This is a genomic window from Peribacillus alkalitolerans (assembly GCF_010882125.1).
In the GTDB taxonomy this organism is placed as follows: Bacteria; Bacillota; Bacilli; order Bacillales; family DSM-1321; genus Bacillus_BN; species Bacillus_BN alkalitolerans.
Genome location: NZ_JAAGVZ010000031.1, coordinates 1 through 23461, shown reverse-complemented (window position 1 = coordinate 23461; position 23461 = coordinate 1). Strand labels below are relative to the sequence as shown.

At 37.9% G+C, this 23461-nt stretch carries 20 protein-coding genes and 1 pseudogene; 1 reads left to right on the top strand and 20 read right to left on the bottom strand.

Annotated features, from left to right (window positions below; translation table 11 throughout):
- Positions 1-2: 2 nt before the first annotated feature.
- The 6 genes from G3O09_RS20585 to yfmF form a co-directional block, all read right to left on the bottom strand.
- Complete coding sequence (locus G3O09_RS20585; RefSeq protein WP_338048428.1) at positions 3-902, bottom strand: helix-turn-helix domain-containing protein; 900 nt, start codon at positions 900-902, stop codon at positions 3-5.
- Positions 903-912: 10 nt separating this feature from the next.
- On the bottom strand, positions 913-1704 hold the full coding sequence (locus G3O09_RS20580; protein ID WP_163103307.1) for a DUF3388 domain-containing protein: 792 nt from the start codon (positions 1702-1704) through the stop codon (positions 913-915).
- Positions 1705-1842: 138 nt separating this feature from the next.
- Positions 1843-2100 (bottom strand): DUF3243 domain-containing protein, encoded by a 258-nt coding sequence (locus G3O09_RS20575; RefSeq protein WP_163103306.1) that lies wholly within the window; start codon positions 2098-2100, stop codon positions 1843-1845.
- A gap of 67 nt (positions 2101-2167) precedes the next feature.
- The gene (ymfI, locus tag G3O09_RS20570) at positions 2168-2890 is read right to left on the bottom strand and encodes an elongation factor P 5-aminopentanone reductase (RefSeq protein ID WP_163103305.1); all 723 of its coding nucleotides are present in this window, start codon (positions 2888-2890) and stop codon (positions 2168-2170) included.
- Between the two features lie 98 nt (positions 2891-2988).
- A complete protein-coding gene (gene yfmH, locus G3O09_RS20565) occupies positions 2989-4278 on the bottom strand; it encodes an EF-P 5-aminopentanol modification-associated protein YfmH (protein ID WP_163103304.1) in 1290 nt (429 codons plus the stop codon).
- 3 nt (positions 4279-4281) lie between these two features.
- Positions 4282-5559 carry an EF-P 5-aminopentanol modification-associated protein YfmF gene (gene yfmF / locus G3O09_RS20560; protein ID WP_163103303.1) on the bottom strand — a complete coding sequence of 426 codons (1278 nt, stop codon included), beginning with the start codon at positions 5557-5559 and terminating at the stop codon, positions 4282-4284.
- A gap of 532 nt (positions 5560-6091) precedes the next feature.
- Between yfmF and G3O09_RS20555 the strand changes: the two are divergent.
- Positions 6092-6267 (top strand): annotated as a pseudogene (locus G3O09_RS20555) (IS5/IS1182 family transposase); the annotation flags it as partial.
- A 277-nt stretch (positions 6268-6544) separates the two neighbouring features.
- Here G3O09_RS20555 and G3O09_RS20550 read toward each other — a convergent pair.
- From G3O09_RS20550 to dpaA, 14 genes are all read right to left on the bottom strand, one after another.
- The gene (locus G3O09_RS20550) at positions 6545-7465 is read right to left on the bottom strand and encodes an ABC transporter permease (protein WP_420850365.1); all 921 of its coding nucleotides are present in this window, start codon (positions 7463-7465) and stop codon (positions 6545-6547) included.
- Between the two features lie 39 nt (positions 7466-7504).
- A complete protein-coding gene (locus tag G3O09_RS20545; protein ID WP_163103301.1) occupies positions 7505-8551 on the bottom strand; it encodes an ABC transporter permease in 1047 nt (348 codons plus the stop codon).
- Positions 8544-10076, bottom strand: a complete 1533-nt coding sequence (locus tag G3O09_RS20540; RefSeq protein WP_163103300.1) for an ABC transporter ATP-binding protein — start codon at positions 10074-10076, stop codon at positions 8544-8546. The genes G3O09_RS20545 and G3O09_RS20540 overlap by 8 nt, the downstream gene beginning before the upstream one ends.
- 249 nt (positions 10077-10325) lie before the next feature.
- Positions 10326-11405, bottom strand: coding sequence for a BMP family lipoprotein (locus tag G3O09_RS20535; RefSeq protein ID WP_163103299.1), 1080 nt, complete (start codon positions 11403-11405; stop codon positions 10326-10328).
- Positions 11406-11457: 52 nt separating this feature from the next.
- Positions 11458-12183: a GntR family transcriptional regulator gene (locus G3O09_RS20530; RefSeq protein WP_163103298.1), complete on the bottom strand. Its 726-nt coding sequence runs from the start codon at positions 12181-12183 to the stop codon at positions 11458-11460.
- Positions 12184-12414: 231 nt separating this feature from the next.
- Positions 12415-14772 carry a DNA translocase FtsK gene (locus G3O09_RS20525; RefSeq protein ID WP_163103297.1) on the bottom strand — a complete coding sequence of 786 codons (2358 nt, stop codon included), beginning with the start codon at positions 14770-14772 and terminating at the stop codon, positions 12415-12417.
- Positions 14773-14921: 149 nt separating this feature from the next.
- Positions 14922-15140 carry a YlzJ-like family protein gene (locus G3O09_RS20520; RefSeq protein ID WP_163103296.1) on the bottom strand — a complete coding sequence of 73 codons (219 nt, stop codon included), beginning with the start codon at positions 15138-15140 and terminating at the stop codon, positions 14922-14924.
- Complete coding sequence (locus G3O09_RS20515; protein ID WP_163103295.1) at positions 15137-15889, bottom strand: ClpP family protease; 753 nt, start codon at positions 15887-15889, stop codon at positions 15137-15139. Before G3O09_RS20515 ends, G3O09_RS20520 begins: the two co-directional genes overlap by 4 nt.
- Before the next feature lie 117 nt (positions 15890-16006).
- Positions 16007-17704: a ribonuclease J gene (locus G3O09_RS20510; RefSeq protein WP_240338514.1), complete on the bottom strand. Its 1698-nt coding sequence runs from the start codon at positions 17702-17704 to the stop codon at positions 16007-16009.
- Positions 17705-18068: 364 nt separating this feature from the next.
- Entirely contained in the window at positions 18069-18941 is an 873-nt protein-coding gene (gene dapA / locus G3O09_RS20505; protein WP_163103293.1) for a 4-hydroxy-tetrahydrodipicolinate synthase, read from the bottom strand.
- Positions 18942-18999: 58 nt separating this feature from the next.
- Positions 19000-20241, bottom strand: a complete 1242-nt coding sequence (dapG, locus tag G3O09_RS20500) for an aspartate kinase (protein ID WP_163103292.1) — start codon at positions 20239-20241, stop codon at positions 19000-19002.
- 67 nt (positions 20242-20308) lie between these two features.
- Positions 20309-21364, bottom strand: a complete 1056-nt coding sequence (asd, locus tag G3O09_RS20495) for an aspartate-semialdehyde dehydrogenase (RefSeq protein ID WP_163103291.1) — start codon at positions 21362-21364, stop codon at positions 20309-20311.
- A 115-nt stretch (positions 21365-21479) separates the two neighbouring features.
- Complete coding sequence (locus G3O09_RS20490) at positions 21480-22079, bottom strand: dipicolinate synthase subunit B (protein WP_163103290.1); 600 nt, start codon at positions 22077-22079, stop codon at positions 21480-21482.
- Positions 22076-22978, bottom strand: a complete 903-nt coding sequence (gene dpaA / locus G3O09_RS20485) for a dipicolinic acid synthetase subunit A (protein WP_163103289.1) — start codon at positions 22976-22978, stop codon at positions 22076-22078. The genes G3O09_RS20490 and dpaA overlap by 4 nt, the downstream gene beginning before the upstream one ends.
- Between the last annotated feature and the right edge of the window lie 483 nt (positions 22979-23461).

Below are 23461 nucleotides of genomic sequence, written 5' to 3'. Positions count from 1 at the left end.
CACTACTCGGCCTTCGTGAACTGTACGGTAATATCCTGTCTTACTTGTTTCGTAGGAGGAATAGCGTATTCTAGTTTTTGATTATTGATGAATATCTCAGTATCAATCGAATTACCAATAACCATTTCAGCTGCCACTTCATTTGTCATGTCAACTTCTTTACTTTCATTTGCTTTTAAAGTCCCTTGGAAGAACGAGAAGCCTTTCCCGTTTTTAATATTGACCCAAGTAGATCCTTTTGAAACTAATTTCACTTTAAAAACATTTGTGTTTTTCAATTGGAAAACAGAATCTCTTCCTTTACTAGACACCATGGTAATCTCTTGTTTAGGCTCCTCTACAACCTGTTCTTCCTCTTCAGGAGTAGTGTTTTCTTCGGCCCGTTTTTTGTCCTCTGCTTCTTCTTTTTCTTTGTCAGTCAGAGGAGAATTCTTATTTGTCTCATAATTAATACTTTCAGATTGATTCTCTTCAGTCTTTTCAGTATTGTTTTTTTCTACATAATTTGAGTAAAGCACCCATATTAGAACTGCTGCACCTACAAGAAAAATGGCCACTAGTACCTTGGGTAGTATATCCATGGCTTTCGACGTGCTTGGCGAAATGGTATTTCTCGTCTTTACTCTTGAAAGTTGGGTTGGCAATTCATCATTATGTACAGAAGGGATTTCCGATTTATATTGCTCGAATATTTCCTCGGGCTCTAAGCCAATAGCTTCAGCGTATTGCTTAATGAAAGCTCTCACATAGAATTTCCCAGGCATCATCCCATAATTGCCTTCTTCAATTCCAACTAAATAACGTTTTTGTATTTTCGTCATACTTTGCAAATCGTCTAAGCTCAAACCTTTGGCCTCGCGTTCTTCCCTTAGTCGATTACCTAATTCTGTCAATTGTAACACCTACCATATTTTAAAAATCAAAGGATCCAAAATCAGAACCGCTCATCAAATCGTTCTGTTCGACCACTTCATATGTTATTTCTTCATCAGGGTTGTTTCTGAGTTCAATGATATAGTCAAAATCATCCAATGTATATTCGGAATTTTGAACAAAAACATCCGGATGTTCGATCACTTTTACTGCGTTCAGCCTCATAATTTCCCTAACCAATTGCCAATGCTTTTCATTTGCCCTACGAGATGAAACGATGCCATCCAAAATAAATAAGTTGTTGTTATTATATTCGTCCTCTATCAATTGACTTCTAATGGTTTGTTTCAAAAGGGTGGAAGAAACAAATAACCATCTCTTATTGGCACAAACACTAGCAGCAACGATTGATTCTGTTTTTCCAACACGTGGCATACCGCGGATTCCTATTAACTTATGTGTATCTTGTTTGAAAAGCTCTGCCATAAAGTCCACAAGCAATCCTAATTCGTCTCGAACAAATCGGAACGTTTTTTTATCGTCTGCATCTCGCTGAATATATCGTCCATGACGGACAGCAAGACGGTCTCGAAGTTTAGGTTCCCGGAATTTAGTTACTTTTATCGTATCCAACGTAGATAGAATTGATTCAAGTCTCTCAATATTACTACAGTCTTTAGCTTTAAGGAGAAGGCCACGTCTGCCTTCATCGACACCATTAATGGTTACAATATTTATTGAAAGCATTCCAAGTAAGGAAGAAACGTCACCTAACAATCCAGGACGATTTTTTTGAATTTCATATTCAAGATACCATTCTTTACGATCCATGTTTATACTCCCCCGTCACCTTTGAGGCGATGACTAATTGTACAGTTGCATCTATTATAATAAATGATTTTCCCTTAACTTGAAAGGAAAAACCTACAAAAAAAGAGTGGAGAGTAAATTCTCCACTCAGCTTTTGGGTTAACGAGAACCGTTATTACTTACAAGCTTAACCATCATATTGGCAATGCTATGTTTTTCTTCCTCAGAAGCAACTGACCAAAGATCAGCTAAAACTTTTTCTTGTTCATTCTTTGGCTGAACTTGCTTAGCCAAATAATCGCCAATCTCATAAGCTAGCTCAGAAACAGTTTGATGTGCTACTCCTTGTGATTCAGCGTTATGAAGGCGGTCACCCAAAAAGTTTTTCCATTGATCCCAGTTTTCTAAAACTGACATGATTTTCACCCTTTCTTTTGTGACTACATCATGTAGTTTGTCTTGTCATTCAGAAGAATATGCATAATTAGGTATACCATCCTCCGTTAACCGATAAAATTTGCCCTGTAATATAGGAGGATTTTTCAGATAGTAAAAAAAGGATGGCCTCCGCGATTTCATTAGGTAAACCTAATCGTCCCATGGGAATTTCATCCATCAGAGATTCTAAATCTTCCATAGAAAATTGACTTAACATATCTGTTTGTATTGCTCCAGGAGAAACCGCATTTACCCTGATTCCACTCAATGCAAGCTCTTTGGCTAGCGCTTTAATGAAGCTATGTTGTCCACCCTTCACCATAGAATACAATACTTCACATGCTGCACCAGTCTGCCCCCAAATGGAAGTCACTGCAACAATGCTTCCCGTTTGATCTCTTTTGATTTTTGGGAGCAATTTTTTCACAATTGTATAGGGACTTGTGACATGGAGTTGAACCATTTCCATGATTTTAAGTTCTTCAACTTCTTCCATTAAACCATAATGGCTCTTTCCACTATTTAAAATAATTCCGTTTACCGAAAAAATCTGCTTAGCAAGAATCTCTGGACCTTGTTGTGAAGATAAATCGGCTTTGACTGGTATATACTCTCCTCCGAAATATTCAATCTCCTTTGAAAGCTGATCAATTGCCAATTGATTTGTATTGTAGTGAAGATATAGGTTATACCCATTTGCCGCAAGTAGTGTGGAAATGGCTCTCCCTATCCCACCGCTTGCACCTGTAACTAGAATAAATGGTTTCACTTTATAAGCCCCTTCTGCTTAACATACCAACATTGTACATTATTTTATATAACTAGAAAAACACTAAGCAATTTATGCTTAGTGTTTCTAAATGAATGTTATACATTTGGAATAACTTGGCATACGGAAAATCGATTTTCATCAATCAACTCAGATGCTACTCTTTTTACATCATCAATGGTTATCTTTTCTAGTGTTGGTACGACTTCAAACATTCTCATGTCATTAAAAGCATAACGAGTAAATTGGTTCGCGATATATTCAGGAGAATTCAGTGCGCGAAGGAAAGAACCAATCTTCTTTTTCTTAGTCCGCTCTAACACATCCTGTTCAATGGTCACACCAGTTTTTTGCTCTAATAGGTATGTGGAAATACTCTCGGCCAATTCATCAGGACGATCAGTGTCCCCACCTATCATAGCAAATCCAAAACCTGCTTCTTGTGTGTAATCGAATGAAAATGTTTGATCGATTAAACCATTGGAGTACAATTCATCATATTTAGTAGAACTTTTACCAAACAGTATATCCAATAGAATGTTTACTGTTAGTTCGTATTTTAGCATTTCCTCCCCTTGAATGGTGGCATATGGAGCTTTGATTCCAACTAAACATTTTGAAGACTGTACGTTCATTTTTAACACTTGTTTGTTCTTGGCAACCCCTTGTGGCTCTTCAGCGAAACGCCTTTGAATTTCAGGTTGATCCTTATACTGCTTTTTATTCTGATTATCCTTGATAAATTTCATAGTCGCTTCCGGATCGATTGGACCAACAACAAACAACAGCATATTACTAGGATGGTAAAAAGTTTCGTAGCACTCATAAAGCATTTCTTTAGTAATTTTTGCAATTGAGTCTTTCGTTCCTGCTATGTCCAATTTTACAGGATGATTGTGGTACATCCCTTCTATTAATCCGAAATACAATCTCCAATCAGGGTTATCATCGTACATAGTGATTTCTTGGCCGATAATTCCTTTTTCTTTTTCAACCGTTTTGTCAGAGAAATATGGATCTTGGACGAAATCAATTAGCGTTTCCAAATTTCTTTCAAAATCGGAGGTGCTAGAAAAAAGATATGCTGTTCGGGTAAATGAAGTAAATGCATTAGCTGATGCACCCTGCTTTGAAAATTGCTGGAACACATCCCCGTCTTCCTTTTCAAATAATTTATGTTCTAGAAAATGTGCAATCCCATCAGGAACCAATACAAAATCTTCTTTATCCAATGGCTTAAAGTGGTTATCTATAGAACCATATTTCGTAGTAAAAGTAGCAAACGATTTATTAAATCCTGCTTTCGGTAGGATATAAACATTTAATCCATTAGAGAGTTTTTCATAGTACAATTCTTCCTGCAATTGTTCGAAAAGGATTTTCTCCATGATTTATTCCCCTTTCGTTCCAGTTAAAAAATAGATGGTATCTAGTTCTATGGATTGGGCAACATCAACAATTTCTTCGTGGGTGACTTTATCCGTTTTCTCCATCCAATCTTTAAGAGAAATGTCCTTGCCAATTATCACATTATGATATAAAACTTCGACAAGCCCTCTTGCTACATCAATCGTTTCTAGCAATTGATTTTTTATGACCGCTTTTGTTTGAGCAAGTTCATCTTCAGAAAAATCACCTTTTTTCATCGCATCCATTTGCTCATGGATAATAGACACTGCTTGATCATAATTATTGTTATCAATACCAGACATCACCAATAAAAGACCTTTATGGCTTTCAAGTCTCGAGGCAGCATAATAGGCAAGACTGGCCTTTTCCCTTACGTTGATAAACAATTTGGAATGTGAAAATCCACCAAAGATTCCGTTAAACACTTGAAGAGGATAATACTTATCATCTCCATAATAAATGTTCGTTCTGTAACCGATGTTTAATTTACCTTGTTTCACATCTTGGTTTTCTTTAATTTCTTTTACATCTTTAATTTGTTTTCTCTCATGATGTGCTTTCTCGCCTCCTGGCCTTTCAGAAAGCTTAATATATCGATCTGCTAAGGCTGTAACTTCTTGCTCTTTTACATCCCCAATAATATATAAATCAATTTCATCGGTTTTAAGTGCTTGTTCATAGTATTGATAAAGCGATTGCGGAGTAATGCTATCGACATCATCCTTAATTCCATTTGCCTCTAATTCGTAAGGTTCACCTTTGCACATTTCTTCAATTAAACGGACTGATGAATATTTCATTTTATCATCATATAATGATTGAATTCTTTGCTTTAAAGTTCTTTTTTCTTTATCTACCGTAGTTGAATCAAATGCATTATTCGTAACATTCGGTTGAAGAAGAACTTCAGTTAAGATTTGAAATGCTTTTTCCAATAAAGAGGTCTGATCTGAAAGGAATTTTTCATTGGCAATTTCTATAGTGAATGACATGATGTGAAACTCACCTTTTTTAGCTAAGTCTACATAAAGGCTTGCTCCATACAAATCGTCCAAATAGGTTCGTAACTTGGTATTTGTAGGATAGTTTTTTGTATTGCTTTGAAGTACATGTGGCAATAGACCACGCAATGTAACTGTATCTTTTTCTAATGGAGCTTTCATTTTCCAAACGAGTGTATTCGTTTTGTATTTATCAGTTGTGACTATATGAAGCTTTAAGCCAGTTTTATCAATGACTTTTTCAGAAATACTGGTCATCTAGGACCCTCCCTCATGTAAAATACAACACAGTATTGACAGCATATATTCTTTGTAAATATCCAAAAATTTAAACATCTACTTAAAATATACAGATAATCTGAAAAAACATGCAAGTTCTGTTGTGATATGTAGTCCTTAACTAAATCGAATTCTAAAATGAGTAACGGAGTCAAAATTAAAATCGAAAATCTATAATTATCGATTTCTCGACATATTCATATTTAATCGAGGACTTTTTGTTTACATAATATATTTATGGACCACAAATTTGTTTTTTGCCGTATTTACGAAAATCACACATAAAAAACCCTCTGAAATATCAGAGGGTCAGACTGTAGACAATGAAAGAAGTTAACTAAGAACTAGAGAAGTTGATTGCAGCTAAGGGCGAACGCTTTCCGCGGGCGTGGCTTGAGCCTTCTCCTTCGCTACGCTCGTGCGGGGTCTCAAGTCTCACGCTTTTCCCGCAGGAGTCGTCGCCCTCCGCTCCAATCAACGGTGTTTGTACATAATTTTGAGGTGATAAGCGATGATGACGAAAAATCAAAACAATGAACGTGAACAATTAGAAATGCTGGCTATTGAACAACTTGTTCCGCAATACCACTTAGTCCGAAAACCCGATCCAGCGATTGATTTTCCTTCATCTATCCTTTAGTCGAATACCTCTATTTTAATTTAGGAGGACGTCCTAGTATTAATCCAGATGAACAGGTTTTTAAGTTGATTATTCAAGGACACTAGTTGATTGGAGCGGAAGACGCTTGACTCCTGGGGGATTAGCGTTACAGGCGAGACCCCGCAGGAGCGGTAGCGACGAGGAGGCTCGGCGAACGCCCCCCAGAAAGCAAGCGGCTGGAGCGGAAATCAACCTTTCGCCTTCCATACATATCAAAAATGTCAAAAGGTATCGAGAGAGCGTACTCTCGATACCTTTTGTCGACAATCTGACCCTCTGAAATATCAGAGGTTTTTTTGTGTATTAACGTTTTCCTTTAATATAAGGGCTACCTAACGCTTTAGGCGCATCGGCACGACCGATGAATCCAGTCAATGCAATGATAGTCAATAAATACGGTAGGATTAACAAGTACACGGCTGGGATGTCTTTAAAGAATGGTAAGCTTGCCCCGACAATACTTAAACTTTGAGCTAATCCGAAGAACAATGCAGCTCCCATGGCTCCAAGCGGATGCCATTTACCGAAAATCATAGCCGCTAAGGCCATGAACCCTTGACCATTAATTGTTGAATGGCTGAAATCTAATGTTACTGTGGATGCAAGAACTGCTCCACCAAGTCCTGCGAAGGCACCAGAGATCATTACACCCAAGTATCTAATTCTCGTTACGTTGACACCCATTGTATCAGCTGCCATTGGATGTTCACCTACTGAACGAATACGTAATCCAAATGGTGTTTTATAAATGACAAACCATACAACGAATGCTAAGACAATTGCTAGATAAGATACATAGTATACATTTGAGAAGAAAATTTTACCTATAATTGGTATTTGACTTAATCCTGGAATATCAATTTTTTCAAATAACTCTTGTATGGCATCCGTTTGTCCTTTGTCGTAAATCAGCTTAACCAAGAATAAGCTTAACCCAACTGCTAGGAAGTTAATTGCAACTCCACTTACTACTTGGTCCGCTCGGAAAGTAATCGAAGCTACAGCATGCATCAATGAAAAAATCATTGCTGCAATCATTGCAACTACGATTGAAACCCAAGGGGTTATCGCTCCGAGTGTATCAGCAAATGTTAAGTTAAATACAATGGCCACGAAGGCTCCGACGACCATTAAACCTTCAAGCCCAATGTTTACAACACCGGATCTCTCGGAAAAAACGCCACCTAAAGCTGTATAAATAAGGGGAGCTGCCAAGGCAATCATTGACGGTACGATTATTGATAAAATGTGTAGGAAATCCAATTATTTCGCCCCCTTACTGCTTTTACGTTCAAGTAACCATCTAATAAAGTAACTTGATGCTACGAAGAAAATGATTAATGCAATAACGATATCAACCAATTCGTTTGGAACACCAGCTTCAAACGGCATGTTCAATGCTCCAACCTTAAGACCACCAAATAGTGCTGCAGCTAAAATAACTCCAATTGCAGTGTTACCGCCTAATAGTGCCACTGCGATTCCGTCGAATCCAGTTCCAGTAAATCCACCTTTGATTGCAGCATATTCGAATGTTCCTAAACCTTCCATGGCACCTGCAAGACCTGCAAAAGCTCCAGAAATCACCATGGACAGCACAATATTTTTGTTAACGTTCATCCCTGCATATTGTGATGCATGTTGGTTAAAGCCTACAGATCGTAATTCATATCCGACAGTAGTTTTTTCTAAAATAAACCACATAACTAAAGCACCAATCAAGGCTACAATAATTCCCCAGTGTAGTCTGGAGTAATCAGTCAAGCCTTCTAGAAATGGTGAACGTAATGTTGCAGAAGCTGCAACTTTTGGTGTTTTATCTGCATTTTCAGTAATGATATTATAAATAAAATAGTTCGTTACATGTAATGCGATATAGTTCATCATGATGGAAACGATTACTTCGTGTACACGAAATCTTGCTTTTAATATACCAGGAACAGCAGCCCAAAGAGCTCCTGCTACTCCAGCCGCTAAAATCGCCAATGGTAAATGAATAATTTTAGGAAGGTCGAAAGAAATACCTACCCAAACTGCTGCTAACCATCCAACAATTAGCTGCCCTTCAACACCAATATTGAAAAGTCCAGTTCTGTAGGCAAATGCTACAGCCAAACCTGCTAAAACATATGGGATTAGTTGACGTATAGTTTCTCCTATTGAAAATACTTCTCCGAAAATCCCATTAAATAATGCCATATATCCATTAATTGGATTGTATCCGCTAACAACCATAATAATTGCCCCAACAAGCAATCCAAGGAATACGGAAATTAGCGGCACTAAAATATTTGTCATCCTTTTAGACATTTTTCGTTACCCCCGCTTCCTGCTTGCTACCAGCCATTAATAGTCCTAATTCTTGCTCTGATGTCTCTTTAGGATCACGTATCGCCACTATTTTTCCTTCATAAATAACGGCAATTTTATCACTGACATTCATAATCTCATCAAGTTCAAACGAAATTAATAGAACTGCTTTACCATTATCACGTTGTTCAATCAAGCGTCTATGGATGAATTCGATAGCTCCTACATCCAATCCACGTGTAGGCTGTGCTGCAATCAATAAATCCGGGTCACGGTCTATTTCACGGCCAATGATCGCTTTTTGTTGATTCCCACCCGAAAGGGCACGTGCAGGAGTAAATTCGCTAGGCGTACGGACATCATACTCACTAATAAGCTTTTTAGCCTTATCATAAATATTCTTAAAACTTAAAACCCCATTTGAAGAAAATGGCTTTTGATAGTAAGTCTGAAGTACCATGTTTTCTCCTATTGGAAAATCAAGTACAAGACCATGTTTATGTCTATCCTGAGGAATATGACCAACACCTTTTTCAGTTACTTTTCTTGGTGTTTGGTTTTGGATTTCCTTATTATTTAATTTAATCGTTCCAGAATTAGTTTTTCGTAAACCAGTTATAGCCTCGATTAATTCACTTTGGCCATTACCATCAACCCCGGCAATTCCGACTATTTCGCCAGCCTTGATTGTTAGATCTAAACCTCTTACTGCTTCGACTCCACGAGAATCATTGACACTCAAGTTTTGGATTTCAAGGACATTTTGCTTCGGATTTGAAGCAGTTTTTTCAGTTTTGAATACTACTTCACGTCCAACCATAAGATTAGCAAGGTCTGTTGGATTGGTATCGCTTACATCTACTGTACCAATTCCAACTCCTTTTCGAATGACTGTCACTCGGTCACAAACTTCCATGATTTCTTTCAATTTGTGAGTGATCAAAATGATAGATTTCCCTTCAGAAATCAATTTTTTCATAATATTGATTAATTCTTTGATTTCTTGAGGTGTTAAAACGGCAGTTGGTTCATCAAAAATTAAAATTTCTGCTCCACGGTATAGAGTTTTTAATATTTCTACACGCTGTTGCATACCAACAGAAATATCAGAAATTTTCGCATCAGGATCTACGCTTAATCCATATTGCTCGGACAAACGACGTACCTCTTGACTTGCTTCTTTAATGTTGATTTTCCCAGTTTTTGAAGGTTCTTTACCTAAGATGATGTTTTCAGTAACGGTAAAGGTGTCCACAAGCATAAAGTGCTGATGCACCATCCCAATCCCCAATTCATTCGCAATGTTAGGATTGGTAATATTGGCTTTATTACCGTGCACTCGAATTTCACCTTGTTCAGGCTGATAAAGTCCGAATAATACATTCATTAAAGTAGATTTCCCTGCACCATTTTCACCAAGTAAAGCATGAATTTCGCCTTTTTTTACTTGGAGGGTAATATTATCGTTAGCCACGATGCCGGGAAATTCCTTGCGAATGTTCAACATCTCAATTACATATTCCACGAGAATCCACTCCCTTTATTTATCGACTTTCATTTTTCCTATCAAATAATTCCGGTTTGAAAGCGGTAAAAATAATACCTTTGAAAAATCAAAGGAAAGATTATAAAGAATCTTGATATACTTTATAGCATTTTATAATCTTTCATTTAGTTTTTCTTCGGCGATTGTAAAAATCCCCTTTTTCTCTTAAACGGAACAGAAGGAATAGCTACCCGCAGGTAGGTTATTCCTTCTGATCACTTTAAAGGATTAAAATTTCATTTCCTTTAACTCATCACGAGTTGCAGGAACTTTGATTTCTCCACCTTTGATTTTTGCAGTCCACTCTTCAACAGCTTTTAATGCATCAGGAGAAACGTTATCTTGAGTAGGAGCAATAGACACACCATTTTCTTCAAGACCAAATTCAATTACTTCTCCACCAGGGAATTCACCATTCTTAGTCTTTTCAGCAAGCTCTGCTACTGCGATATCTACACGCTTAACCATTGAAGTAAGAGTGATATTAGCATCAGTTCCAGGAACTTTACCTTCTTCAGCTTGGTCACGGTCAACACCGATTACCCAAATATTAGCGTTTGGATCTTTTTTCTTCAATTCTTTAGCAGAAGTGAATACACCAGCACCAGTTCCACCAGAAGCATGGTAAATAATGTCTGCATTATTAGAATACATTGAGTTTGCTATTTCTTTACCCTTAGTAGGATCACCGAAGCTTCCTGCATATTGTATTTCAACTTCAGCTTTTGGATTTACAGATTTAACACCTGCTACGAATCCAACCTCAAACTTGTTGATAAGGCTTCCGTCCATACCACCGATGAATCCTACTTTGTTCGTTTTAGTAGTTAGACCAGCGATAACACCAACAAGGAAAGAGCCTTCATGTTCTTTAAACGTGATGCTTGCTACGTTATCTTTTTCAACCACAGAATCAACGATTGCGAAATTAGTATCCTTACGTTGATCAGCAACCTCAGCAACCGGCTCAGCTAATAAGTAACCGATTCCATAAATAAGGTCAAATTTATTTCTTACTAGAGAATTTAAGTTTGTTGTGTAATCAGCGTCAGTTTTAGATTGAAGATAATCAATTCCTTTACCTTTCTCAAGCCCGTTATCTTCTCCAAATTTTTGTAAACCTTCCCACGCAGATTGGTTGAATGATTTGTCATCAACTCCACCAATATCAGTTACCATTGCAGCTGAGAAATCATTTTTCTCTTTTTCTTCTGTACCTTGTTTGTCATCACCTTTTCCACATGCACCAAGAATAGTACCTGCAGCAAGAACCAAGGACAGCGCTAAACCAAATTTACGCTTTTTCAAAGGTAAAACCTCCTAAATGATGTTGTAATTAGTAGAAGCAAGGATTCTTAGTTTATACTCTTTTTCTCAATACATGAAAGCTAAATTTATCTGCTTTGAAATAATTGACTGAGTATAAAATGGGACGATCCATTTCATCATAGTGCATTTGCTTTAGAACCAGTAGTGCCGTTTCAGGATCGCATTCTAAAATTGGGGAAATTTTCTCATGATAGCCTAGAGGCTCTATATGAGCCACCGCATATGTAATGTTAATAGATGATTGAATTTCCAATTTTTCAAATATAGATCCATCATGATGGGAGAAACTTTCCTGTAGATTACTTTGGAGAATTTTATCCAAGCAATACACCACAGGCTCGTCATTTGCGGTTCTAACACGTTCTAATACAACCATGTCCTCATTTTCATCGCAATTGAACTTTCTAATATCCTCTTCTGACGGTTGTTGATTAGAAGAGCTAAGAAAAATTGTACCTGGTTTCATTCCAGCCTGCTTAATCATGCTGGTCACACTATTCAACTGTTCAATTCCAGAAGTGAATAGTGGTCTTGCATTTACAAACGTTCCAACACCATGCCTTCGAATGATAGCGCTTTCTTCTTCTAGAATCCTTAACGCTTCCCTTAAAGTAGCACGGCTTACCCCAAGTTGTTTCGCAAGTTCAAATTCAGAAGGAAGTTTCTCTTTTTCCTTATAAATCCCATCCTCGATATCCTGCTTAATTTTATCAATCACTTGTAGGTATAGGTGACGATTGTCCTGCTTGATAGACATGCTGAAACCCCCAAAGAAATTACTTTTTCAGTCATCAGACCTCTGATGTTGAATCTTTACTACTAATCGATTTTACTTTAACATTTTTTTTAATAGAAATAAATAGTCTTATTAGAAATTTGTCGAATCATTGAATTGAATATATTTTCTGTGAATTAATCTTAGCTCAAAAAAAATAGTGAAAGCCTCATTTATAGGCTCTCACTATAATCTTTTAATATAACAATTTGATTAAGAACTTTGGATATCTTGGTCGATTGTTTCCTTCCCTATTAATACATTACGAGGCTTACTCCCTTCGTACTGTCCAACAACCCCTCGAGCCTCCATCTCATCAATCAACCGTGCAGCTCTAGAATACCCAATTCTGAATCGACGTTGTAGCATAGATACAGAGGCTGTCTGCATTTCTATAACAAGTTGAACTGCCTCGTCATAAAGGTCGTCATCTACTTCTCCTACCGCTTCAGGAGTATCCGCTGGAATCATTTCTTCTTGATATTGAGCCTTCTGTTGTCCAATTACAAAATTGACAACTTCTTCTACTTCTTCATCCGAAAGGAAAGCCCCTTGGACTCTGACTGGTTTTGATGCTCCTACAGGTAGGAATAGCATATCACCTCTACCTAAAAGCTTTTCAGCCCCACCCATATCCAATATGGTTCTTGAGTCCGTCATCGATGAAACGCTAAACGCAATCCTTGAAGGGATATTTGCTTTAATAACACCTGTAATGACATCAACAGATGGTCGTTGTGTCGCAATGATCAAATGTATGCCCGCTGCACGAGCCATTTGCGCAAGCCGTGTAATGGAATCTTCCACATCTGATGAAGCGACCATCATTAAGTCGGCAAGCTCATCCACTATAACAACGATATAAGGTAAAAAAGGTTGTTTGGCGCCTTCTTCAAGATTATGCTTTCTTATATGTTCATTATACCCTTCAATATTTCTCGTTCCGGTATGGGAAAATAATTCATACCTTCTTTCCATTTCACTAACCACTTTTTTCAAAGCTTGGGATGCTTTTTTAGCATCTGTCACGACTGGTGCTAAAAGGTGTGGTACACCGTTATAAACATTCAATTCCACCATTTTCGGATCAATCATCATCAATTTGACTTCATGTGGCTTAGCTCTCATCAAGATACTAGTAATAATTCCGTTTATACAAACAGATTTACCACTTCCTGTGGCTCCAGCAACGAGCAAGTGAGGCATTTTATTCAATTCAGCCAACACAGCTTCTCCGGAGATGTCTCGGCCAAGTGCGATTTGAAGTTTTGCATCGACTTTAAAATGATCCTTAGACTCTAAGACTTCACGTAATGAAACCATAGCAATCTCTGAATTTGGAACTTCAATCCCTATGGCTGACTTACCAGGAATCGGTGCTTCAATACGGATATCCTTAGCAGCTAACGCAAGTGCAAGGTCATCAGAAAGACTGACGATCTTGCTTACTTTCACACCAACATCCGGATGAACCTCGTATTTTGTAACAGCAGGACCTAAATGAACTTGTGTAACCTTTGCTTTTACGCCAAAACTTTGGAACGTCTTTTCTAATTTCGCTGCATTTGTATGTATAAGCTCATATTCACCACTTTGATCCGCTTTCTTCGGTGTTTTTAGTAAAGATAGTGGTGGGAGCTCATAATCAACATTTTCTAGCTCTGGTACAACTATTTCTACACCAATCACTTCATCGTCTACCTCATCAATCACTGGTTCAGCTTGATGGTTTGGTTTGGATTCTTGATGATGTGTTACACCTGATGTTTCATTAAATGATGAAATAATGGTTGGTTGTCTTTCTTGTCCAGAATCAATCACAGGGATGATGACTTCTTGATTTGCCTCTTTTTCCTTCTCTTTTTCAAGTTGTTTCGCTTGTCGCTCCAGTTCCTTATCTAATTGTTTCTTTTCTTTCTTTTCTACTCTTTGTTGTTTCCACTCTTCTAAGTCTTCTAAAAAAGCAATCCATTGGTTTTTTGAAAATGTACCTAATCCAACAAGGAATTTGCCTAGTACGTCTCCCATAGTCTTTCCCGTTACTAAAACGAAACCTATTATGATGAAAAGTATGGCTGCTATTTTTGAACCTGCTGCATCAAATAAAAAATAGGACATTGCAAACAAAGTGGCACCAATCATTCCTCCACCTAAATCGGATGTAGAAGAACCACCATTCACTTCCATCCAAAACAACTCCCACGTATTTGAGAGTACACTAGGCTTTTCGAAAGGGCCGCCTTTCTGTAACAGAGAAAAAAGTGTCACATGGCTTAGTAGCAACATACTTCCAATAATCATATAACAACCTAAAAGTTGTCTTTTTAATAGAAATGGAACTCTCCTCTTCCACATTAAAAATATACTTAAAATAAGTAAGGATATTAATAAGACTGTATACCATTCACCCATAAAAAATCTGGAGATTAAAACTAATGACCTTCCAACTGCACCTAACTTTGCTAAAGCTATTGCCGAAATTCCAAAAAGAGTTAATCCTATTAATTCAAATTTAAGTGTATGTTTAAGCGTTTCTGTTCTTTTGCTCGATCTCTTTTTTCTTTTTGCCAAGACTCATCACCTTTTTACGTCAATTAATGATCCTTCCATAATGAAAGAAAGCAGCCCATCTGAAGGCTGCTGTATGCTATGGAAAACCATAGAAGTTATAGTACATTATAGCATAATTTAGTATCACTTAGACTATGGTTTAGAAGTTTTTATTGATTTGTATAGGAAATGATAGAACCAGGGTATAAGGTGGTATCCAAGTAGTGATTAGGATCAGTACTAATTATACGATTCACTAAAAATGTTTGGTCCGTGTTTCTTTCACCAACTACTGTAATTCCATTATATTGTATAGATACATATCTCTCATATTCGCTTTGCTGGGTGGGATAAACACTCTCTAATGGCATTATTGTATAAAGTATCATTGTAGGATCTGCCCTTCTCCCTCTATAACACCAGAAGATTTATTCTCCTCGATTAAACTATTTAATTTCTTCATCGCATGCCCAACACCACCGACTGCATCAATCAATCCGTATTTTACTGCATCACTTCCAACAACATTTGTACCAATGTCCCGTGTTAAATTGCCTTTTTCAAACATGAGTTCCTTAAACAATTCCTCTGATATATTAGAATGCTTTGTTACAAAATTGATTACTCGATCCTGCATTTTATCTAAATACTCAAATGTTTGAGGGACACTAATAACTAGGCCAGTCAAACGAATTGGGTGAATGGTCATTGTGGCAGTTTCTGCAATGAAAGAATAATCACAGCTTACAGCAATTGGAACTCCAATTGAATGTCCACCACCTAAAACGATTGATACCGTTGGCTTAGATAAGGAAGCAAGCATTTCAGAAATGGCAAGACCTGCTTCTACATCGCCTCCTACAGTGTTCAATATGACTAATAGACCTTCAATATTTGGATTTTGCTCAATTGCGACGATTTGTGGGATAACATGTTCATATTTCGTTGTCTTATTCTGTGGTGGCAATTGCATATGCCCTTCTATTTGTCCAACTATAGTTAAACAATGTATTTTTGAATCCGCTGACATTTGAGGTACGTTCGTCTGTCCTAATTGCTGAATTTTTTCTATTAGACTTGATCCCTTATTCTCTTGTTTATCTCCATCATTTTGCTGAGATTTATTTGGTTCTTCCATTCTTAGTCCCCCTTTTAATAATCAATATGATTAGTATGGACAGAATGAGTAACTTCAATCCTATAAGAATGGTGAGAAAAAATCAAAGAGCAGCCAATTCAGCTGCTCTTAACTTCATTATACTTCCATAATTATTGGTAAAATCATTGGTCTTCTTTTTGTTTTCTCATATAGGTATGAGTTTAAGGAATCTCGAATGTCTTGTTTAATTGTAGACCAATCAAAATCAGCACCAGAATTCTTTTGTACTGCTTCTTTTACGATTGTCACAGAGTCTTCCATTAATCTTTCTGATTCACGGACATAAACAAAACCACGTGATATGATTTCTGGTCCAGCAACGATCGATTTATCCGATTTATGAAGGGTAACTACCACAATCAAAATACCATCTTGTGAAAGTAAGCGTCGGTCACGTAATACGATATTTCCTACATCTCCTACTCCACTGCCATCAATAAGTGTATTCCCAGCTGGCACTTTACTAGTGGGACGGATTTTTCCTGCTTTGATTTCTACTACTTCACCTTTGTCAGCAATACATATTTGATCATTGCTCAGCCCTTGCTGTGCAGCAAGCTTCGCATGAGCTTTTAACATACGGTATTCACCATGGATGGGCATGAAATATTTAGGCTTCATTAAATTCATCATCATTTTTAACTCTTCCTGGCTTCCATGACCAGGAACAAATACAGTTCGATTTGTGACGACTTGTGCCCCTGCTCTGAAGAGTAAATCGATTGTCTTATAAAGTGTCAATTCTCCACCCCTTACTGGTGAAGCTGCGATAATGACAGTATCCCCTTTAACAATATTGAACTGTTTATGGCCTTTTTTAGCCATTTTTTGAAGGGCTGCGATTGGTTCACCTTGTCCTCCAGTCACTAGGATTGCTACTTCATCAGCATTGTATTTTTCAATTTCAGAGGCTTGGATCAAAATTTCATCATGTATTTTTAAATAGCCTAATTTAAAAGCGATATCATAAACGGTTTTTAATCTCTTTCCAACAACGGCTACTTTTCTATTGTTCTCGTATGCTGCATTAAAGACATGTTGGATGTGATTAATGTTCGAAGCAAAGCAAGCAACGATAACGCGACCAACTGCACCGTGGAATACGTTAGAGATTTCACGGGCAACAACTGCTTCTGATGTAGTATAGCCAGGTTTTTCTGCACCTGTACTTTCTGATAATAGACAGAGTACTCCTCTTTCCCCTATTGTAGCCATCTTGCCTATTTCAGCTTGATAAAGCTCAGTTGCAGCTTGGTCAAATTTAAAGTCACCTGTATACACGACGCTACCTTGGGAAGTATGCAAACAAATTCCTACTGATCCTGGTATGCTGTGGTTTGTTTTAAAGAAACTTACTTCTGTCGTTCCAAATTGAAGGACAGTATTTGATTCAATTTTATAAAAATCAACCTTATCGGAAAATTCGTCTTCTCTTAACTTTGCTTTAACAAGCTCAATAGTAAGGTCAGTTCCGTATACAGTAGATTTTATATTTTTTAAGATATATGTAAGTGCTCCAATATGGTCTTCATGACCATGGCTTAGAAAAATCCCTTTTATGGACTGCTTATTTTCTAACAAATATGTAATATCGGGAATGACAATATCGATGCCTAGCATTTCTTCTTCCGGGAACATCAATCCGGCATCCAGGACAAATAAATCCCCTTCTATATCCACAACATACATATTTTTACCGAGCTCTCCCTGTCCCCCTAAGGAAATGATCTTGATGTTCTCGTTTTTAACTATACTCACTTTGTGTTTCCTCCTAAGTTCTAATGACCGTGCCATACAAATTATGTTTATTATACAGTATCGAATTTTTAACTGACAACCATTTATATAATGAAAAGGCTCTTATCGCATAGATTGTTATTTTAGACTATAAGTTTGCCCGTTGCTTTCCGCTCCAGGCACTTGCTTTCCGCGGGGAGGGATGGAAGCCTCCTCGGCGTTACCGCCTGTGGGGTCTCCCACTTCCCTCTTCTTCCCGCAGGAGTCAAGTGCCCACCTCTACAAACAACTCAGATAATTAAAATTAAATTACATTAAAAAAGCAACAAAATTTACGAAAACAGCCAATGAAAAAATCCCCTTATAGTATTTAGAGAAAGGCTACTGCACTCTTCTCACTACTAAAAGGGGATTTTTACTATTAATTATTATTCATCAATTGCTGAAGTTTTCCTCTTTCCTGTTCGGAGAGTGGAACTAGCGGCAGCCTTACTGATCCTACATCGATGCCTTTCATTTGCAAGGCAGTCTTAACAGGAGCTGGGCTTGGTGCCATAAATAATCCAACCATTAGCGGAACAAGTTTTTGATGCATTTCCGATGCTTCCTTCAGCTTACCGTCAAGGAATAGCGAAATCATTTCCTGCATATCGTTTCCAACCACATGAGAAGCTACAGATACTATCCCGGAAGCTCCTACAGCCATCGTAGGCAATGTTAAGCTATCATCACCACTATATAAAACAAAGTCATCAGGAGTATTAGCTAATATTTCAGTAGCCGCATTTAAATCACCACTTGCTTCCTTGACTGCCACAATATTAGGGATAGCTGAAAGCTTAATGATTGTAGATGGTAGCATATTAGCAGCTGATCTACCTGGGACATTGTATAACATAACCGGAAGTGTAGTAGATTCTGCAACAGATTTGAAGTGTAAGTATAAACCATCTTGGCTTGGCTTGTTATAATAAGGCACTACCAACATGATTGCATCCACACCGATTTGTTCAGCTTTTTTTGTCAATTCAATGCTAGAATATGTGTTATTGCTACCTGTTCCAGCAATAACAGGTACTCTTTTATCCACTACTTTCACTACGTGTTTAAATAATGCTAGTTTTTCCTCAGTGGATAATGTAGGGGATTCGCCAGTAGTACCAGCTATCACAAGAGAATCAGATCCATTGTCGATTAAATAATTGATTAATTGAGTAGTTTTATTAAAATCTATGTTCCCTTTTTTATCAAAAGGTGTCACCATTGCTGTTGAAATTCTACCAAAAATCGTCATTACTTCACTCTACTTTCAATCGAAAGATAATTTTTTTATACTAGGATCTCTGCAATATTTATTCCTTTACTCCATATTCAACCATATCTTCGTGTAATTGAAAAGCATCGTGTAAAGCATTCACTGCGTTTACTAAATCTTTTTCTTTTACTAGTACCCATATGGTTGTATGGCTGTCTGCGGATTGAAGAATTGAAATGCCTTTTTCCGATAATGCTGTAACTATTTTGGACGTAACCCCAGGTACCCCTGTTATTCCAGCTCCAACTACAGAAACTTTCGCACAGCCTTCGTTTACTTCCGGTTCATGCCCAATTTCCTTTAAAACCTGAACTGCACGCTCTGTCATATCCTTAGTTACAGTGTAAACGACGCCATTAGGATAAATGTTAATAAAATCTACTGAAATAGAAGCATTTGCCATAGCCTTAAATACCTCTGCCTGAAGATCATACTGACCATCTTTTGCATTAACCTTTAGCTGGGTAATATTGGAGACGTGAGCAATACCAGTAACAAGTCTTTCTCTAATATCGCTACCTTTATTCTCACGGTTTAATGTCGTTACAAGTGTACCTAAACCATCAGAATAGGTCGAACGGATGCGAATAGGAATTTTCGCCTGCATTGCAATTTCTACTGCACGAGGATGGATTACCTTCGCCCCTTGATATGCCATATTGCATACCTCTGTATAGGTTACAACTGAAAGAGGTCTAGCATTTTCGGCGATTCGAGGGTCAGCGGTCATAATCCCTTCAACATCAGTGAAAATATCGACCCACTTAGCATTTAAGGCTGCACCTAATGCTGCTGCTGAAGTGTCACTACCACCACGACCTATCGTGGTAATGTCTCCGTTTCTTGCTGCCCCTTGGAAGCCTGCTACTACGACAACATCATAGTTGTCTAACTCTCTGACCAACCGATCGCATTTCATTTCAATAATCTTAGCATTGGTGTGATCGTTATTGGTACGGAATCCTGCTTGGGATCCAGTATAGGCGGTAGATTTTATGCCATACTCATTAAGCATGTTTGAGAATAAAACTGCAGAAATGGTTTCTCCTACAGAGAGTATCAGGTCTTGTTCCCTTTTTGTCACTTTCGTTTCAGAGGCATTGATTAACGACAATAAAGTATCAGTGGCGTATGGCTCACCTTTTCTACCCATGGCAGAGACAACTACAACGACCTTATAGCCTTCTTTCAATGCATTTGAAATATGCCGTCTTGCATGTGCTCTACTTTCTTCGTTGCGAACGGAGGTACCTCCGAACTTCTGAACGACTACATTCATATTAACACCCCAAACGAACTCAGCCCTCCTTATAAATTATAGGAAAGGCTGAGCTCTGAATAGTAAACTATTTCAATGTTACCAATTCAAGTTTCACAAGGCTTTCTGCGATTTGGACTGAGTTCCAAGCAGCACCTTTCAATAGATTATCCGAAACAATCCACATATGGAAACCTTTATCATCATCTAGGTCTTTACGGATACGTCCGACAAAGACATCATTTAACCCTACACAATGTGCAGGCATTGGGTATACTTGTTCTTCAGGTTGATCTTGAAGGACCACACCAGGAGCCTGTTTCATTAATTCTCTAATTTCAGAAACGGTCACGCCTTCTTTTTCAACTTCGATATAAACAGACTCAGAGTGGCCAGTTACTACTGGCAATCTGACACACGTCGCTGCAACCTTCAATTCTGGCATATGCATGATTTTTTTAGTTTCATTCATCATTTTCATTTCTTCATAAGTGAATCCATTTTCTTGGAACTTATCAATTTGAGGAATTGCATTAAAAGCAATTTGATAACGCTTTTTGTCTGCCTTTACTGGAAGCATTGCAGGTTCGAAATCTTCCCCATTCAAGATTGCTTTCGCTTGGCTCTGAAGCTCTTCGATTGCAGCTGCTCCCGCACCTGACACAGCTTGATAAGTAGATACTAACACTTTATTCAAGCCATATGCTTGACGTAAAGGCTCCAACGCAACAACCATTTGAATCGTGGAGCAATTCGGATTAGCAATGATGCCGTTATGATTCTTTAAATCTTCTTCGTTTACTTCAGGTACGACTAATGGAACATTTGGATCCATTCTGAATGCACTTGTATTATCCACTACAATTGCACCGCGTTTAACCGCTTCTGGAGCCAATAATTGTGAAACGCTACCTCCAGCACTGAATAAGGCGATATCCACCCCTTCAAAGCTATCAGGAGTGGCTTCTTGTACTGTAATTTCTTCATTTTTATACATTACCTTTGATCCTGCTGAACGTGCAGAAGATAAAAGAGTTAGGTTTTTTATTGGAAAATTTCGTTGTTCCAAAGTTTTGATCATTTGCTGCCCTACTGCGCCAGTTGCTCCAACTACTGCTACATGAAGACCCTTAATCTCTTGCATTATTCATATCCCCTTTTCCATAAGACAACGGCTGTAACCTAGTCTTCGTAAATATGATTCATTTTAACATATTGACGCACGAATGTAAGATAGAAATTATAGAAAAATGTATACTTTATTCTGGATCATTAAACCTTTCAATGATAACAGGTTGTATTTGCCTTCCTTGAATCGCTTCAAGGATCGTTTCACGAATCATGGACATTCTTGCTACCATCGAGTTTGGCTTTTTATCTGGAGCATCTTGGCCATAAGGAATAAAGTAGAAATCCTTCGTAGCCATTAGTCTCATTAAGTTTACCCCATTTAAACCGAGTGCGTCATTAGTAGATATTCCTAATACAACTGGCCTATGGTTTCTAATTGTAGCTTTTGCGGCCATTAGTACCGGTGAATCTGTTAAGGCATTAGCTAGCTTACTCATTGAATTACCAGTAAGCGGGGCAATGACCATACAATCTAAAGGCATTTTTGGACCAAGCGGTTCAGCCTTTACAATAGAATCTATAATATTATGTCCAGTAAGCTTGACAATACGTTCAACCCAATCCTCACCTTTTCCAAAGCGAGTGTCGGTATTTTGAACAGTAAATGTCACAATTGGTATCACTTCTGCTCCTTCATTCACCAGTTTTTCAATTTCTGGAAAAACAACATCATACGTACAATGAGAACCGGTTAGGCCAAACCCAATTCTTTTACCTTTCAAACTCATATGATTTTCCCCTTTCTCTGTTTTAAGTCATCTTGTAATAGATGGGAAAGGACATTGGCAAGAATTTTTCCAGCGGTTTTAGGGGCAACGATTCCTGGTAATCCTGGGGCTAAAAGTGCTTTGATTCCCCTTTTTTCTGCGTAACGGAAATCAGTACCTCCAGGCTTTGATGCTAAATCAATAATTAATGTGTGTGTTGGCATCTTTGCTATCACTGCCGCTGTAACAATTTGATATGGAATAGTATTAATACATATATCCGTATTTTTTATAGATTCTGATAGGTCATCCAAATGGAATGGTTCTAATCCCATTTCAGTTATCCGGGCTAAATGTTCACTCTTCCTTGCTCCAACTTTCACTTTTGCACCTAAAGCTTGAAAGGTTCTTGCAACACTCATTCCAACCCTACCTAGCCCTAACACTGAAACATTGGATCCATGAATCGTAAAATCAGTATGTTGGATGGCCATCATAATGGTACCTTCAACTGTTGGTATGGAATTATATATCGCAACGTCATCACGCTCGAATAATTGAACGAGCTTTCTGTTTGTATTAGTGGTAATGGCATCCAAGTATTTATTACTAATACCGGAATAAACTGTACAATGCGCAGGTGTAGCAGCTAAAATTTCTTCAGTTAAATAAACATTTTCACCCGAAAAAATGGTCTCAACTTTTCCTTCAGTGTTTGTTCCAGGTACTGGGAGAATAATTCCATCAATCTCAGTGAAATCCACATCTTCGAGCTTTTCTTTAACTGCTCCAGAAAATGCGTGATCTAATTGCTCAAATCCAATTAGCCACAGTTTTGCATCAAGCTCTGTGAGCTTCTTGACAACTTCAAGCTGTCTTGCATCCCCGCCAATCACAGCAATTTGTATGCCTGTAAGCATTTCAAACGTCACCTTCTTCTATGAAAAATAACCCTCGTTATTTCATGCTCCTAATTTACTTTCACATAGTATGAATTAAGGGCCTGTTAGGTGATAATCCAAAAGAAATAACTATATAAATAAAAGGCTGTTTTCGTAAACTTTGTTGTTTTTTTAGTCCAATTTAACTTTTACAGTCTGAGTTGTTTGTAGCGGAGGGCACTTGACTCCTACGGGAAAAAGAGGGAAGTGGGAGACCCCGCAGGCGGTAACGCCGAGGAGGCTTCCGTCCCTCCCCGTGGAAAGCAAGTGCCTGGAGTGGAAAACAACGGACAAGCTCTATAGCTAAACAAACAATCTATGTGATTAGAGCCAAAAATAAAAAACCCTGTCAAATGACAAGGCTGGACTTAACCCCGTCAAGTAGACAGCTCTAAAAAAGACTATGCAGCCATCGTGATTCGATACTCAATCGGAGCACGATGGTTTAGTCGTTTTTGGAAT